This window comes from Lacipirellula parvula, assembly GCF_009177095.1.
Lineage (GTDB): Bacteria > Planctomycetota > Planctomycetia > Pirellulales > Lacipirellulaceae > Lacipirellula > Lacipirellula parvula.
Genome location: NZ_AP021861.1, coordinates 5,814,225 through 5,829,986, shown reverse-complemented (window position 1 = coordinate 5,829,986; position 15,762 = coordinate 5,814,225). Strand labels below are relative to the sequence as shown.

The 15,762-nt window shown below is 61.1% G+C and carries 15 protein-coding genes; 12 read left to right on the top strand and 3 right to left on the bottom strand.

Translation table 11 applies throughout. The features are described from left to right. The first annotated feature begins 106 nt into the window (after nt 1-106). The 12 genes from PLANPX_RS22835 to PLANPX_RS22780 all read left to right on the top strand — a co-directional run bounded on the left by PLANPX_RS22835 (nt 107) and on the right by PLANPX_RS22780 (nt 12,754). Nucleotides 107-1,603, top strand: a complete 1,497-nt coding sequence (locus PLANPX_RS22835; protein ID WP_152100961.1) for a nicotinate phosphoribosyltransferase — start codon at nt 107-109, stop codon at nt 1,601-1,603. After that, complete coding sequence (locus PLANPX_RS22830; RefSeq protein ID WP_152100960.1) at nt 1,600-2,535, top strand: ribose-phosphate diphosphokinase; 936 nt, start codon at nt 1,600-1,602, stop codon at nt 2,533-2,535. Before PLANPX_RS22835 ends, PLANPX_RS22830 begins: the two co-directional genes overlap by 4 nt. After that, a complete protein-coding gene (gene nadE, locus PLANPX_RS22825; protein ID WP_152100959.1) occupies nt 2,532-4,517 on the top strand; it encodes an NAD(+) synthase in 1,986 nt (661 codons plus the stop codon). Before PLANPX_RS22830 ends, nadE begins: the two co-directional genes overlap by 4 nt. A gap of 152 nt (nt 4,518-4,669) precedes the next feature. After that, a complete protein-coding gene (locus PLANPX_RS22820; RefSeq protein WP_152100958.1) occupies nt 4,670-5,359 on the top strand; it encodes an NUDIX hydrolase in 690 nt (229 codons plus the stop codon). Between the two features lie 2 nt (nt 5,360-5,361). Further along, complete coding sequence (locus PLANPX_RS22815) at nt 5,362-6,414, top strand: ADP-ribosylglycohydrolase family protein (protein ID WP_152100957.1); 1,053 nt, start codon at nt 5,362-5,364, stop codon at nt 6,412-6,414. 12 nt (nt 6,415-6,426) lie between these two features. Then, complete coding sequence (gene pncA, locus PLANPX_RS22810) at nt 6,427-7,023, top strand: bifunctional nicotinamidase/pyrazinamidase (RefSeq protein WP_152100956.1); 597 nt, start codon at nt 6,427-6,429, stop codon at nt 7,021-7,023. A gap of 63 nt (nt 7,024-7,086) precedes the next feature. Beyond that, nucleotides 7,087-7,641 carry an NUDIX hydrolase gene (locus PLANPX_RS22805; protein WP_152100955.1) on the top strand — a complete coding sequence of 185 codons (555 nt, stop codon included), beginning with the start codon at nt 7,087-7,089 and terminating at the stop codon, nt 7,639-7,641. Nucleotides 7,642-7,667: 26 nt separating this feature from the next. Beyond that, a complete protein-coding gene (locus tag PLANPX_RS22800; RefSeq protein ID WP_152100954.1) occupies nt 7,668-8,219 on the top strand; it encodes an RNA 2'-phosphotransferase in 552 nt (183 codons plus the stop codon). Nucleotides 8,220-8,245: 26 nt separating this feature from the next. Beyond that, nucleotides 8,246-8,929, top strand: coding sequence for a nicotinamide riboside transporter PnuC (gene pnuC / locus PLANPX_RS22795; RefSeq protein ID WP_152100953.1), 684 nt, complete (start codon nt 8,246-8,248; stop codon nt 8,927-8,929). Further along, the gene (locus tag PLANPX_RS22790; RefSeq protein ID WP_152100952.1) at nt 8,926-9,912 is read left to right on the top strand and encodes an AAA family ATPase; all 987 of its coding nucleotides are present in this window, start codon (nt 8,926-8,928) and stop codon (nt 9,910-9,912) included. Before pnuC ends, PLANPX_RS22790 begins: the two co-directional genes overlap by 4 nt. Before the next feature lie 285 nt (nt 9,913-10,197). Then, the gene (locus PLANPX_RS22785) at nt 10,198-10,995 is read left to right on the top strand and encodes a transporter (RefSeq protein WP_152100951.1); all 798 of its coding nucleotides are present in this window, start codon (nt 10,198-10,200) and stop codon (nt 10,993-10,995) included. A gap of 187 nt (nt 10,996-11,182) precedes the next feature. After that, nucleotides 11,183-12,754, top strand: coding sequence for an arylsulfatase (locus PLANPX_RS22780; protein ID WP_152100950.1), 1,572 nt, complete (start codon nt 11,183-11,185; stop codon nt 12,752-12,754). A 245-nt stretch (nt 12,755-12,999) separates the two neighbouring features. On the opposite strand, the gene PLANPX_RS22775 is transcribed toward PLANPX_RS22780, so the two are convergent. The 3 genes from PLANPX_RS22775 to PLANPX_RS22765 form a co-directional block, all read right to left on the bottom strand. Continuing rightward, the gene (locus PLANPX_RS22775) at nt 13,000-13,773 is read right to left on the bottom strand and encodes a response regulator transcription factor (protein ID WP_172992264.1); all 774 of its coding nucleotides are present in this window, start codon (nt 13,771-13,773) and stop codon (nt 13,000-13,002) included. A gap of 240 nt (nt 13,774-14,013) precedes the next feature. Beyond that, the gene (locus tag PLANPX_RS22770) at nt 14,014-14,460 is read right to left on the bottom strand and encodes a hypothetical protein (RefSeq protein ID WP_152100948.1); all 447 of its coding nucleotides are present in this window, start codon (nt 14,458-14,460) and stop codon (nt 14,014-14,016) included. 34 nt (nt 14,461-14,494) lie between these two features. Continuing rightward, nucleotides 14,495-15,595, bottom strand: a complete 1,101-nt coding sequence (locus PLANPX_RS22765; RefSeq protein ID WP_172992263.1) for a DUF1559 domain-containing protein — start codon at nt 15,593-15,595, stop codon at nt 14,495-14,497. Nucleotides 15,596-15,762: the final 167 nt, after the last annotated feature.

Sequence of the window (15,762 nt, the reverse complement as noted above, 5' to 3'; positions counted from 1 at the left end):
GTGTAACGTTCTTTTTCGACCTGCAAGTCGTTTCGACGGGCAGGAAGCACGAGCCTCAAGAAAATACCCTTGTAATGCCGAATGATAGTGTTATAAATACACCATCATGACCAACGCCATGCCGCAGAACATGCCACACCCGTCGCTAGCGCTGCTGACCGACCTCTATCAGCTCACCATGGCCTACGGCTACTGGAAGCAGGGGCGTGCGGACCAGCCGGCGGTTTTTCATTTGTTCTTCCGGAAGCCGCCGTTTCAGGGCGGGTATGCCATCGCCGCGGGGCTGGCGCCGGCGATTGACTATCTCTCGGCGTTCCGTTTCGAGCCAGACGACATTGCCTATCTCGCCACCTTGGTTGGCAACGATGGCCAATCGCTGTTCGAGCCGAGATTTTTTGACTACCTTGCCGAACTCCGTCTCGCCTGCGACGTCGACGCGATGCCGGAGGGGACGGTCGCGTTTGGGCAAGAGCCGCTGCTGCGTGTGCGAGGGCCGATCCTTCAGTGTCAACTGCTGGAAACGGCACTACTGAACATCGTCAACTTTCAAACGCTGATCGCCACGAAGGCGGCGCGGGTTTGCCAAGCGGCGGCAGGCGATCCGGTGGTCGAGTTCGGGCTGCGGCGGGCGCAGGGGATCGACGGCGGGCTGTCGGCGAGTCGCGCCGCCTACATCGGCGGCTGCGCCGCGACCTCGAACGTCCTGGCCGGCAAGTTGTATGGCATTCCGGTGAAGGGGACGCACGCCCACAGTTGGGTGATGTCGTTCGATACCGAGGCGGAGGCGTTCGCCAGCTACGCGGAGGCAATGCCGAACAATTGTGTGTTCCTCGTCGATACATACGACACACTCGAAGGCGTGCGGCGCGCGGTCGAAATTGGAATCAAGCTACGGAGCGAAGGGCACGAACTCGTGGGCGTGCGGCTCGATTCGGGCGACCTCGCGTATCTGAGCATTGAAGCCCGCAAGATTCTCGACGCGGGAGGATTTTCCCAGGCGCAGATTCTGGCGTCGAATGATCTCGACGAGCGGATCATCGAGAACCTGAAGGCGCAAGGTGCGAAGATCTCGGTCTGGGGCGTCGGCACGAAGCTGGCCACGGCATACGATCAGCCGGCGCTCGGCGGCGTTTACAAGCTTGGCGCCGTGCAGAACGAAGAGGGCGAATGGGCGCCGCGGCTGAAGCTCTCGGAGCAGGTCGTCAAGACGAGCATTCCCGGCATCCTGCAGGTGCGACGCTACGAAACGACCGACGGCATGACTGGCGATATGATCTACGATGAACTCGGCGGCGTCGATCCGCGGCAGATCGTGGTCGATGCGAAGGATCCGACGCGGCGGAAGTCGATGCCGGCCCCGTTAGTTTCGCGAGACCTGCTGACGCCGGTGATTCGCGGCGGCCGCGTCGTCGCCGAGAGCGAACCGCTGGAAGTCGTTCGCGAGCGGGCCCGCGGCGAGTTGCAGCGACTCCATCCGACGATTCGCCGGTTCATGAACCCGCATGAGTACCCGGTGGGGCTCGACGTCGGCTTGCACGAGTGCCGCGACGCCATGATTCAAGCGGCCCGCGATCCGCAGGTTGCCGCAACTCCGGAGGGATGATGCAACTCTTCGCAACGGCCAGCTACGAGTATCTTCGTGACGAGCTAGCGGGAATCACGGGAGGCGAGATCGGCGTCATCGAGCGGAAGACGTTCGACGACGTCGAGTTCTATCACCGCATCGCGTCAGATGTATGCGACCGGAACGTCGTGCTAGTCGGCGGAACGATTTCGGAAACAGAGACGCTGGAACTGTTCGACCTGGCGTCGGGGCTCGTGCACGAGGGAGCGCGCTCGCTGACGATCGTGGCGCCCTACTACGGCTACGCGACGATGGATCGCGCCGTCCGTCCTGGCGAGATCGTGAAGGCCAAAACGCGTGCCCAGCTTTTGTCTTCCATTCCTCGCGCGTGTGCGGGAAATCGTCTACTCCTATTGGACCTGCATGCCGAGGGGATTCAGTATTACTTCGAGAACGGTTTGCGGGCGGTGCATGTGTACGGCAAGCCGACGGTGACGGCGGCGATCAAGCAGCTCGGCGGCGAACGCTTCGTTCTCGCGAGCACCGACGCCGGTCGTGCGAAGTGGGTCGAATCGCTGGCGAACGAGATTGGCGTGCCGGCGAGTTTTGTGTTCAAGAAGCGGCTCGCCGACGGCCATCCGGTGGTTACCGCGATGAACGCTGACGTCGAGGGGCGGCAAGTCGTCATCTACGACGACATGATTCGCTCAGGACGGTCGCTGCTGATCGCGGCGGAGGCGTACCATCGCGCTGGCGCCAGCGGCGTCGCTTGCGTGACGACGCACGGCCTATTCTCCGGCGATGCGTTGGCGGAGATTCGTCGCAGCGGCGTCATTTCGCACGTCATCGCCACGAACAGCCATCCGCGGGCGTCGAAGCTTGCACAAGCAAACTCGGTGTTTCTCACGGTGCGTTCGATTGCCGGCGAATTCGCTGCGCCGCTGCGGCATGTCGACGGAGGAGAACGATGAAACTGCTGCGCGTCGCTGCCGCTGCGCTCAACCAGACGCCGCTCGATTGGGATGGCAATGCCGATAACATTCGTCGCGCGATCGCAATCGCCAGAGAGCGCGAAGTTCAGATCCTCTGCTTGCCGGAGTTGTGCATCACCGGCTACGGCTGCGAGGACGCGTTCTTTTCGCACGCCGTCGCGATGATGGCCGAGCAGGTGCTCAGCGAGTTGCTGGGCGAAACTCACGGGATGGCGGTTTCGATTGGCTTACCGCTGCTCTACGGCGGGGCCTTGTTCAATGGCTCCGCGCTGGTTGTCGATGGCCGCTTGGTCGGCGTCGCCGCGAAGCAACGCCTCGCCGGCGACGGGTTGCACTACGAGCCGCGGTGGTTCAAGCCTTGGCCGGCGGGGCAGTCGGCGACGATGCGTCTCGCGGGCGAGGAGTGTCGCGTCGGCGAGATGTTGTTCGAAGTCGACGGCGTCCGCATCGGCTTTGAAATCTGCGAAGACGCCTGGGTGGCCGATCGTCCCGCCGATCATTTAATGCGGCGCGGCGTCGATCTAATTTTGAATCCGAGTGCCAGCCACTTTGCCTTTGGCAAGCACGCGACGCGGCGGCAGCTCGTGGTCGAATCGTCGCGGACGTTCGGCGTCGGCTACGTTTACAGCAACCTGGCGGGCAACGAGGCGGGCCGCGTCATTTACGACGGCCATACGCTCATCGCCGCCAGCGGAGAACTGCTTGTCAGCGGGCCGCGGTTGACGATGGCCCCGGTAAGCGTGATCGACGCGGTCGTCGACGTCGACGCGCTTCGCATGCGACGCGCGCAATCGGCCAGCTTTCAGCCGGCGGTCGAATTGAACGCGGAGCCGGCAGTTGCGGTCGATTTCTCCTTTAACAACGCGGCGCCGGAGGTGCGGGTGAGTCGAGCGGCCGCTTGGGAGGCGGCGGAATCGTCGCAAGAAGAGGAGTTCACTCGCGCGATCACGCTGGGGCTATTCGACTATCTTCGCAAAAGCCGGGCCAAGGGATTCGTCGTCTCGCTTAGCGGCGGGGCCGATTCGGCGGCTGTGGCGGCGCTGGTGGCGATCATGGTGCGGCTGGGACTCGAGGAGTTTGGCGGCGAGCGCTTCGCGATGTTGCTCGGCATCGATAGAAGCCAAATTTCTGCAGAGATTGACGCCGCCGCGCTCGTGGGTCGGTTGCTCACGACCGCGTATCAGTCGACGCGGCAAAGCTCCGCGATCACGCTTTCCGCCGCCGCCGCCATCGCGAAGGCGATTGGCGCCACGCACTACGAACTCGATGTCGACGATGTCTGCCAGAGCTATCGCTCGAAAGTCGAAGCGGCGCTTGGCCGGCAGCTCCAGTGGAGCACCGACGACGTGACGCTGCAGAACATTCAGGCTCGCGCGCGAGGCCCGTCGGTCTGGATGCTGGCCAACGTGAACAACGCGCTGCTGCTGGCGACGAGCAACCGCTCCGAGGCGGCCGTCGGCTACGCCACGATGGATGGCGATACGTGCGGAGGCATCAGCCCGATCGCCGGCATCGATAAGGCATTCCTGCGGCGCTGGCTTCGTTGGCTCGAGGTACAAGGCCCCGTGGGAATTGGCCCCCTCCCTGAACTGGCGGTCGTCAATGCACTGCGGCCGACGGCGGAGCTGCGCCCTGCCGAGCAATCGCAAACCGACGAAACCGACCTGATGCCGTACGATCTGCTTGATGCGATCGAGCACCAAGCGATCGGGGAAAAACGCTCGCCAGGCGAGGTGCTGGCGTTCGTTGCGGCAGAGTTTACCCAATATGCCCAGCCGCAGCTCGTGATCTGGATCCGGCGTTTCTTCGAGCTGTGGTGCCGCAATCAGTGGAAGCGTGAACGCTACGCGCCGTCGTTCCATGTCGATGATAAGAATCTCGACCCGAAGACATGGTGCCGCTTTCCAATCCTATCGGGCGGATTCCGGCGAGAACTGCGCGAGCTCGACGCTGGCAGGTAGCGGCAGCAGCCGAGCAGACACTCTTTCGATTATTCTTCGGAACTCGACTACTCAAGCCTGAACCTAACGTCTCTATCTCCTCGCTTGACTTAGTGTAAATAAAACACCAAAATAGTGTCGATGAGACAATAAGAAAGCTTCAGGAGGCGACGATGACCCATACCTACGAGTTTGCGCGTCCAGCGCTCACGGTCGACATCGTCGTCTTCGCTCTCGACGACGACGAACTGAAGGTGATGCTCATCGAACGCGACCTTCAGCCGTTTGCCGGCGCTTGGGCGCTTCCTGGCGGCTTCGTCCGCGTTGACGAAACGCTTGACGAAGCGGCCCGCCGCGAGCTCCACGAAGAAACGGGATTGCACGACATTTACCTCGAACAGCTCTACACGTTCGGGCAAGTCGCGCGTGACCCGCGCGAACGGGTCGTCACGGTGGCGTTCTATGCGTTAGTGAATCTCGCCGGGCACTCGGTTCGGGCCAGCACCGACGCTCGCAACGCCGCCTGGTTCAGTTTGAGCGACCTACCGAAACTGGCGTTCGACCATGCCGACATCCTGAAGACAGCGGTCGAACGGCTGCGCAACAAGGTGAGCTACCAGCCGATTGGCTTTGAACTCCTGCCCGAGCGATTCACTCTCACTCAGTTGCAACGTCTTTACGAGTTGATCCTCGACCGCGAACTCGACAAACGCAACTTCCGCAAGAAGGTGCTGGCGATGGAGTTCGTCAAAGAGACGGGCGAGATTGAGAAAGACGTCGCTCACCGCGCGGCGCGGCTTTACCGGTTCGATAAACGCAAGTACGACCGACTGATGAAGCAGGGGCTTCACTTCGAGATTTGATCATGGACCGCTACTCGCACATCTTGGGTTGCATCCTCGGCGCCGCTGTTGGCGACGCCGCGGGACTGCGGCGCGAGGGACTCTCGAGACGGCGCGCGGCGCGGCTTTACGGCGTCGACGCGGTGCGGCCGGAATTGATTTTCGGCAAGGGGTTTTGCAGCGACGACACCGAGCACACGCTGCTAGCAGCCTATTCATTGGCGCGAACTGGCTGCCAACCACAGGAGTTCGAGCGAGAATTCGCGCAGCAACTAAAGCGATGGATTGCGACGGCGCCGGTGGGAGTTGGCTTTGCGACGCTCAAGGCATGCCTTCGGCTGTTGGTCGGATTCGGTCCCGCTCACAGCGGCGTTCGCAGTGCGGGCAACGGTCCGGCCATGCGTTCGGCGATATTGGGCGTCGTGGCGAGCAGCACAGAGGCGCTGATTGCACTGAACCGATGTTCGACTCGATTGACGCACACAGATCCCAGAGCTGAAGAGGGTGCACTGCTGGTGGCGCGGGCCGCCCGTTTGACGATTGACGGGAACCAGCAGACGCCGTTGGAATTGCTGCACGCAGCGTCGCAAGACGCGACCGGCGATGAGCTTCGTCGCCGCATTGCGAATGCTGTCGCAGCGCTGGAACGAGGAGAGTCGCCGCAGGAATTTGCCGACTCGCAAGATTGGATCGGAGGCGTCACGGGATATGTCAATCAATCGGTCCCGGCGGCCCTCTACTGTTGGGCGAGTTCGCCAACGGACATGCGGGCCTGCGTGACGAATGCCGTACTACTAGGGGGTGATACTGATTCGGTAGCGTCGATTGCGGGCGCTATCTGCGGTGCGAACATCGGCGTCGAGGGTGTGCCGGGAGATTGGGTGGCACGGTTGAGCGAGTGGCCGCGAACTACGGAGTGGATGGCGACGCTCGCACGCTCGCTTGACGAAGCAGCCGCTTCTCACTCTCCGGCGCAAACTCCGTCGCTGCGATGGACGGCGACGCTGGGACGAAACCTTGTCGTGGCCGCCGTCGTTATTGAGCTCGCCCTGCGTCGTCTGCTCCCACCTTACTAGGTGAATTGCTATATGAAAGCACTGCTCATCATTGACGTGCAAAACGACTTCCTGCCGGGCGGCGCACTGGCTGTGCCGCGCGGCGACGAAGTGATCAACGCCGTGAATCTCTTGATTCCGCAATACGAGCTAGTGGTTGCCACACAGGACTGGCATCCGCCGGATCACGGATCGTTCGCTGCCGAGCACCCGCGGCGCGGCGTCGGCGACGTGGTCCGCCTCGGCGATCTCGACCAAGTGCTGTGGCCAACGCATTGCGTGCAAGGCGAGCATGGCGCCGAATTGTCGAATGAGCTGAACCACGCCGACATTCACCATGTCGTTCGGAAAGGAACCGATCCAACGGTCGACAGTTACAGTGCGTTCTTCGACAACGCGCGGCGGCGTTCGACCGGATTGGCCGAGTACCTACGCAGCCGTGGCGTCGATGAAGTTCACGTTGCAGGTCTCGCGACCGACTATTGCGTCAAGGCGACGGCGCTTGATGCAATCGACCTCGGTTTTCGCGTCGTCCTGCTTCAGCACGCCGTGCGGGGCGTCGATTTGCAGCCTGGGGACTGCGCGCGGGCGATTGAGGCGATGCGCGACGCTGGGGTGGAGATAAGATGAAAATTGATCCAAAGACAATGTGAACTCCACTGAATTGCTGTTGCCAATCGCAGGACTTTAACTATGTCGCACGAATCGACGCCGCAGACTCTCTACGCCGGCCGCCACATCACGATGTTCGGACGCCATGGCTGGGAGTTCGTCTCGCGCAACACGCGACGCCCGGCGGTCGGCATTGTGGCCATCACCGATGACGAGCGAGTCGTCTTGGTCGAGCAGTTTCGCCCGCCGGTCGGTCGGAAGGTGGTTGAACTGCCTGCAGGCCTGGCGGGCGATATTTCGGGGCAAGAGGGAGAATCGCTACTGCTCGCTGCGCAACGCGAACTGCTGGAAGAAACCGGCTACGCGGCGTCAAGGTGGACTGAACTGGGCGTCGGTTATTCCTCGCCCGGCCTGACCGACGAGTCGATCGTTCTGTTCCTCGCGGAAGGCTTGCAGAAGGTCGAAGCTGGCGGCGGCGACGGGACGGAATCGATCACGATCCACGAGCCGCCGCTCGCCAATGTCGCCGAGTGGCTGGCGGCGCACGGCGCGGCTGTTGATCTCAAGCTATGGGCCGGGGTGTTCGCCGCTCAAGAGGCGCGACAGGCGCGCGGCAATCAATACAAACAAAAATGATTAGAAGTAACCATAGGATACGAACAATGAACGAGAAACAACGAAAGCCCATCAGCAAGAGTCTCAGTTACGTGTTGCGCCATCGGCCCGACACGATCGGCTTGGAACTGCAAGAGGGGGGCTGGGTCGATGTGCCTGTCCTGCTCGACGCGATGGAGCGCGCCGGCAAGGCGCTGGCCCTTGAGATGCTGCAAACGATCGTCGCCGAGTGTACGAAGCAGCGGTTTGAATTTAGCTCCGACGGTTCGCAAATCCGCGCCCGCCAGGGCCATTCTGTGGAAGTCGATCTCGGTTATGAGCCAACCGCGCCGCCGCCGGTACTGTATCATGGAACGGCGACGCGCAACCTCGATTCGATCTTGGCTGACGGCTTGATGAAGCGCAACCGACATCATGTGCACCTGTCGACGAACAAAGAGACGATGATCCAGGTAGCGATGCGTCATGGCAAACCGGTCCTCCTGGCGGTCGACGCCGCACGGATGAATGCTGCGGGGTGCGAGTTCTACGTCACCGGCAACGACATCTGGCTCACCGACCACGTTCCGCCGGAATACCTGTCGGTCATCGAGCACTAGCAGCAGGCGGAGCGAGTTCGCGAACGATGTCGAAAGAGTCCCTCACCATGATCGCGCTGGGCGCCGCGGCGGCGGCGCTCGCCGTGACGATGGCCCTCCTCGGCCGCGCCACATGGTTAGAGGCGGCTTCCTTCGTCACTGGGACCGTTTGCGTCTGGCTCACGGTGAAGGAAAGCGTGTGGAACTTTCCAATCGGCCTCTTAAACGTCGCCACTTTTAGCGTCGTTTTCTTTCAGTCGCGACTGTTTGCCGACGCGGGGCTGCAGATCATCTACTTTATCCTCGGCGTCGTCGGGTGGCGGCTTTGGTTGCGGGGCGGAGCGAATCGCACAACGCTGCGGATCTCGCGTTCGTCGCACCGTGAGCTGTTGCTCACCGCCATCTTTGCGGCATGCTGCACGTTAGGGCTGTGGAGACTGCTACATCATGCGGGCGGATCGGCGTCGTTTTGGGACGCCCTCACGACATCGCTCAGCCTCGTTTCGCAGTGGTTGCTGAACCGCAAGCGGCTAGAGAGTTGGGCCGGCTGGATCCTGGTCGATGCGATCTACGTGCCGCTCTACGTGTACAAGGAGCTCTACCTAACGGCACTGCTCTACGCGATTTTCCTCGCGATGGCAGTGATGGGCTGGCGGGCGTGGCAACGGACCCACCGTGAATCGGCGGCGGAAACGGAATTCGGTCCCCTGGTGGGAGTCGGTTCGCCATGACGCTCGGTTTCATCGTGGGCAAGTTCTACCCGCCCCATCGCGGTCACAAGCATCTCATCGAGGCGGCGCGCCGACAGGTTGATCAGCTGATCGTAATGGTCGCCGCCCACCCGTCGCAAACAATCCCAGGCGAACTGCGAAAAGCGTGGCTAGAGGAGATTCACCCTGACTGCGACATTCGCCTCGTGCCGGACGAACTCGACGACGACAGCCAGCAGTGGGCTGATTTCACGATTCGCTACTTGGGCCGCGCTCCCGACGTTGTCTTCACGAGCGAGGACTACGGGCCCGTCTATGCCGGGCTGATGGGCTCACGGCACGTGATGATTGATCGCGAGCGAACGGCGTTTCCGATCTCCGCAACCGCCGTCCGCAGCGATCCGCTAAAACATTGGGACATGCTCGAACCATGCGTGCGGGCGCACTTCGTGCGACGTGTCGTCTTGATTGGCGCCGAATCGACCGGCAAAACAACGCTCGCCCAGCAGTTGGCCGAACGGTTCGACACGATTTGGGTTCCGGAATATGGCCGCGAGCACTGGGAGCGAAAATTAGCAGGCCGCACGCTCGACGATCCGCCGCCGTCGTGGAGCCACGACGAGTTTGTTGACATCGCTCAAGAACAGCAACGCCGTGAAAACCTCGCCGCGCGCAGCGCCAACCGCATTCTTGTCTGCGACACGAACGCCTTCGCCACGGGAACGTGGCACGAACGGTACTACCACGCTCGCGACGCGCGAGTCGATGCCATTGGCGCCGCTGACCGTGTTGATCTCTACTTGCTTACGCCTCCTGACGTACCCTTCGTGCAAGACGGATTTCGCGACGGCGAACATATTCGCCACTGGATGCACACTCGCTTTGCGGAGCAATTAGGCAGCCAAGGCGTGGCCTGGGCTCTGGTGCATGGGCCGTACAATCGCCGCTTCGAGTTGGCCGAAGAAATTATCCGAGAGCGATACGGCAATTCACTCGGCGTGTGAGCTGAGTGCAATGCTGTTGGCGCCGCCTTATGAGCACGCTTATTTCCCACGGGTGCGCAAGGCGTTGCGAAGCCTTCCTGTTGATCGGCAGCGGCGAGCGATTCTCGATCGCCGAGGTCATCGCTTCACCGCTTGCACTCTGGATTTTTGAGGCGGCTTAAGTCGCTGGCGAGAGTCGATGTTAAATGCTGCGGCCTGCCGTCGATTTACTGAAGCTCTCCCACGAAGCAGGACGACCTGCGTATACAGAAGTGATTGAATCGAAATTGGGACGGCTCGCGTTTCATGCGAAACTGGGCGATTATTGCCGTCTTGTCGTTGGCGGTTACTCAGCGCGTGGGTTTAGCGCAAGAATCTGACCGCATCGAGACCGATCGCGATTCATTCACTCCGGCGACGGTCACCGCCGGCGCTCAGCGGTTGATCGTGGAATCGGGTTACTCGTTCATCGACAATCGCAGCGTCCCCGAGACGCATAGTTTCCCCGAGTTGATCGCCCGCTACGGCGTCAACGAGTGGCTTGAGTTTCGCATCGGCTCGAACTACGAAGTCGGCGGCGCCGCGAACTCGATCTCCGGCGGCGCGGGCGGCGACGACGACTTCGATTCCACTGAAGCCGAAAGCGAAGCGAAGGTCATCTACGGCCTGAAGGCCGCGCTTACCGATCAAGACGGTTGGATGCCGCGCAGCGTCGTCATCGCCCAAGCCGCGACGCCGACGAGCGGCGTCGAAACGGCGACGCACTTCGTCGGCACGTACGCCTGGGGCTGGGAACTCGGCGAAGACTGGCTGTGGGACTCAGCCGTTCGCTATGGCGATGGTCGCGACGAGGCCGACAATTTCGATCGCTGGGCGCCGTCGACAGTGCTCAAGTGCAACGTCGTCGAGCAGTGGAACGCCCACATCGAATACTTCGGCATCTACACCGACGGCCGCGCCGAGGAACTTAGCCAGTCGTACGTCAGCCCGGGCGTCCATTACCTCGTCACGCCTGACTTTGAAGTCGGCGTTCGCGTCGGTTGGGGCCTGGGCGACGACGCGGCTAACTTCTTCTCCAACGTCGGCGTCGGCGTTCGTTACTAGGGCGATCGCCCATCCTGCGGCTCCAATTCCGTATGGCGGGCTGCGGATTTCTTCTCATCTTGCCGGCAAAACACCGGAATTCACGCCGCCGTAAGTTGCACTTCGCTGTGGAATAGTCCACTCTTGAGCTAGCGGGAGCCGCGCCTCCCTCCCATCTTCTCGCCACCGTTCACCAAGGAGACGCGAAATGACTCATCCATTTCGTTGCGTCGCCGTCGCCATCGCTCTCTGCGGCCTGCTCGCCGCCGCGCGACAGGCCTCGGCCGCCGACAAGCCAAACGTCCTCGTCATCTGGGGCGACGACATCGGCACCTGGAACATTAGCGCCAACAGCCGCGGCATGATGGGTTACCATACCCCCAACATCGACCGCCTCGCCAAAGAAGGTCTCTCTTTTACCGATTACTACGCTCAGCAAAGCTGCACCGCCGGCCGCGCCGCCTTCATCGGCGGCTGCGTCCCGGTGCGCACCGGCATGACGAAGGTCGGTCTCCCTGGCGCCAAAGAAGGCTGGCAAAAGACCGACGTCACGATGGCGACCGTCATGAAGAGCAACGGCTACGCCACCGGTCAGTTCGGCAAGAACCACCAAGGCGATCGCGACGAACATCTGCCGACGATGCACGGCTTCGACGAGTTTCTTGGCAACCTTTATCACCTCAACGCCGAGGAAGAGCCTGAGAACGAAGACTACCCCGCCGAAATGATCATGGCCGACGGCCGCAAGTTCAGCGACGTCTACGGCCCGCGCGGCGTGCTCCACTGCAAGGCCGACGGCAAAGGGGGCCAAACGATCAAAGACACCGGGCCGCTCACCAAGAAGCGGATGGAAACGATCGACGACGAAACAGTCGCCGCCGCGAAGGACTTCATCAAACGCCAGAAGGACGCCGGCAAACCCTTCTTCTGCTGGTGGAACGGCACCCGCATGCACTTCCGCACCCATGTGCGCGACGAGCATCGCCACAAGGGGAACGACGAATACACCGACGGTATGATCGAGCACGACGTCCACGTCGGCCAGCTGCTCGATTACCTCGAGGAGCTCGGCCTTGCCGACGACACGATCGTCATGTACTCGACCGACAACGGCCCCCACTACAACACGTGGCCCGACGCCGGCACGACGCCGTTCCGCAGCGAGAAGAACTCGAACTGGGAAGGCGCCTACCGCGTTCCGTGCTTCGTCCGCTGGCCGAATCACTTCCCCGCAGGCAAGATGCTCAACGGCATCGTCGCCCACGAAGATTGGCTCCCCACCTTCGCCGCCGCCGCGGGCGACGATCAAATCGTCAAGAAGGTGCGAGACGGCGTTGAGCTCAACGGCCGCAAGTACCACAATTATCTCGACGGCCACAATCAGCTTGCCTACCTCACAGGCAAGGTCGAGGAGTCGCCGCGGCACGAGTTTATCTACGTCAACGACGACGGCCAAATCGTCGCGATGCGTTACGACGACTGGAAGGCGGTCTTCCTCGAAAACCGCGGCGAAGCGTTCGGCGTCTGGCGCGAGCCGTTCACCGAACTCCGCGTCCCGCTCCTGTTCAATCTTCGCCGCGACCCGTTCGAACGGGCTCAACACAACGCCACTGTTTACAACGACTGGTTCCTAGACCGCGTCTACCTGTTGGCGCCGATGCAGCAACTCGGCGGCAAGTTTTTGATGTCGATGAAGGAATACCCGCCGAGCCAAACACCGGGGTCGTTTAATTTGGAGAAGATCCAAAAGACGATTGAAAATTCGATGGGCGGAAATTAGTTCGCCATGTATCGCGTCGAGCCATCGCCCGCCAGGGCTAGCACGGCATGTGCTGGCCCTGGTTTGTGCTTTTAATGCCGTAAATGGCTCCCTAGAGGGCAGCATGACCTGCCGTATCTGCATCTCAAAAATCCGCATTTCTGCTAAGCGGTGTAGAACCAGGCGCTTTATTCACTTGAATGGAGACGGGATTACCGGCCCTGAACGCGTACATTGCAGTAAGCGGCGGATACCATAACGGCTCGTCAAGTAACTAGTCGGTAGCCGAGGCCGCGCACCGTTTCAATCTGCCGTCCTGCGACTCCCAGACGCCGCCGCAGGTGGTGGATGTGCGATTTAATCGATCCGTCGTCGAGATTCCCTCCCAGCTCGGCGATGATTCCTCGAAGTTGTGGGCGAGTGAACGTGCGGTCGGGTTGGCTGGCCATCGCGTAGAGCAGCGTGAACTGAATGCGAGTCACTTCGACCGCGCTGCCGTTGACTTCGACTCGAAATCGCTCGGGATCGATCATGATGGCGCCGATGCGGGCCGGTTGTTTTTTTTCACGTTCTTGCTCGGTGCGTTGCCGACGGTAGGAGCGTAGCACCGCTTCGAGTCTCGCAAGGAGCACGCGTGGTTCGAGGTGGGGGCCGGTGATGTAGTCGTCCGATCCAGCCCGCAGACAGCGAACCGCGTAGTCTGGGTCGAACGTCGAAGCGAGCAGCACCACCGGCAGCGGCGGTCGCAAATCCTCGTCGGTCAGCGCTTTCATCTCGCGACTTAGCCTCGATGGCGTTTTGTCGTCGACCTCGTGAACGACGGCGAGCGCGAAGGCCTCGATCCGCAGCAAACGCAATGCTTCGTTAGCGCTCGAAACCGCAGCGACGCGGTATCCGCCTGTGGCGATCAATTCACGAAAGTGGGTTCGAGCGGGCGAGCTTGACGCAACCAACAGCACCGATTTGCCAGGCAGGGATTCGCTCTCGGCCATCGACGGTTGATATCCTGCAGTCCCGTCAAGGCTTTCTTGGTCGCGCATCACGTGCGAAAATTTTCCGTTATTCGCTTCGACGCGACCAGTTGCAGGAACAGAAGCATAAGCACGAAGAACTCCTGTCGCTGACGTCTTGTCAGACACTACCGGCGCCATATTCGGGAAGCCTTATAAAGTGTGGGCCGCCTCGCAAGGAGAGATTAAAGAGAGTGTAGTCGACGCTTGGTTGCGATTGCGCGAAGAGTCTGTTAATGAACGCCGAGCCTACTAAGTTCGTTAATTTGCTTAAGGGATCGTGATTTCATGCGACTGCTTGCCCGAAACCACCTCGCGCTTTAGCGAGGTCGATCCGATTGACATGTATTCTGCGGGTAAGCGCATTTTCAGATCGCGTCCTGTTGCAGACCCTGCGAGACGCTGGTCGGTGACGACGATCCGATGCCAGCCGACGGCGGCGCCTCGTTGCATCGAGCCAACGTTGCCGTCGTAGAACTGCAATTGGAAGCGGCCTTGATCGTCCGTCTCCGCCGTCGAGGAGGGACCTTTGCCGCCCTGTGAACCGTCTGGAGCGTACTCAATGCGAATCCCGTCGCCGGGGCGGCCATTGATCGTCACAATGCCCTCAACTTCGGCCGTCTCGTATTCGCGGCCGCCGCAACCACAGGAGACGGCGATCGCTATTGCGATGAGCAATGGTTGCCGGAAGTTCGCAAGCGGCGCCGCCAGTTTCATGGCTCGTCTCGCAAGTGGGGGTAGTCAATTTCAATCAGTAGGCGCCAGCTTGCACAATCTCTTCACCCGCCCGCGTAGAGAGCCCGACGAGCGTCACTTGGTCAATCGCGTCGGCGATGAAACGGACGGAGCTGTCGCAGAATGCAAACGTCACCCCGCCGACGTGCCCGCTGCCCCAGCCGTTGAAGCGGCGATCTTGAGCTTGGATATCGTTCGGCGAACTTGTGTAGTGACGAGCCGTTTGGTTGATGGGCACAGCCGATGATCCGAAAATGTGAGCTGTCCCTTTCATGCCGCCAGTCCAAGCCCAGGCGGAGACTTGGTGCATCTTCAACCCGCTGTTGCCGCTGGTCCAACTATCGAAGAACTCGTCGTAGTGATACTTCTCGCCGAACATGAGCGTTGAAGAGGTTCCATCCGTCACGGCTGCGATTCTCACCGGCGGGAGATTACGGTGGTCATCAGCCAGCACATGCAGGCCAGTGGTCAACGCGGCGTCTGGTCCCGTGAGGAAGAAGATGCCGCTGGGGCGAATGCGGAACTGCGAATACTGCGTGTAGTACGAGCCCTCGCCGTAATTGCCGGCGTAGCTGGTTCCGGAGTAGTAGCCGATCGCGGCGCCGGCGGCCGTTTGCGAAGGGAAGGCTTGCGGGGTGCTGCCCGGCATCAGATAGGGGTTCTCGGCGAATTGATCCGACGGACAGACAAAGCTCGGAATGAGCGTGGCCGCGAGCGATGTGGCAAGATTGTTGGTAATGCTCTTCGAGGGGAACTGGCCCGAGCCGGTTGGGTTAAAATCCCATTTCTGGTAGAGGGCGTTTTGCTCGACATAGGGAAGCAACCGTACGAACATCGTCGCTCTGGTTGTGTTCAGCCCGGGCATCATCTCCATGCCAAGCGGGAATTCATTCTTCGCGCCGTGATAGTCCTGCGCGGCAATCGCCAATTGGCGGATGTTGTTTGCGCACTGCGAGCGCCGCGCGGCTTCACGCGCCGCCTGGACGGCTGGTAGCAACAAGGCGATCAGTACGCCGATGATGGCGATGACGACTAGCAACTCGACGAGCGTGAATCCTGAGTGTGAATTGGGCTGCTCGCTGCCGCGGCAGTGAGCATTCTTGAGATTGGCTTTCAATCTATTCTCCATCGCCCAAACGCCTGTGCGAATCGTGAGTTGGAATGTGAATGACTTGGCAGCGGTCTGCACCGCACGGCGTACGCATCGCGAGCGGCTGCGGTTGAAAACGGCAGCGCGAATGCGACCACTGCGGCGTTACCACGACAATTGTGTCAGGCGGTAGG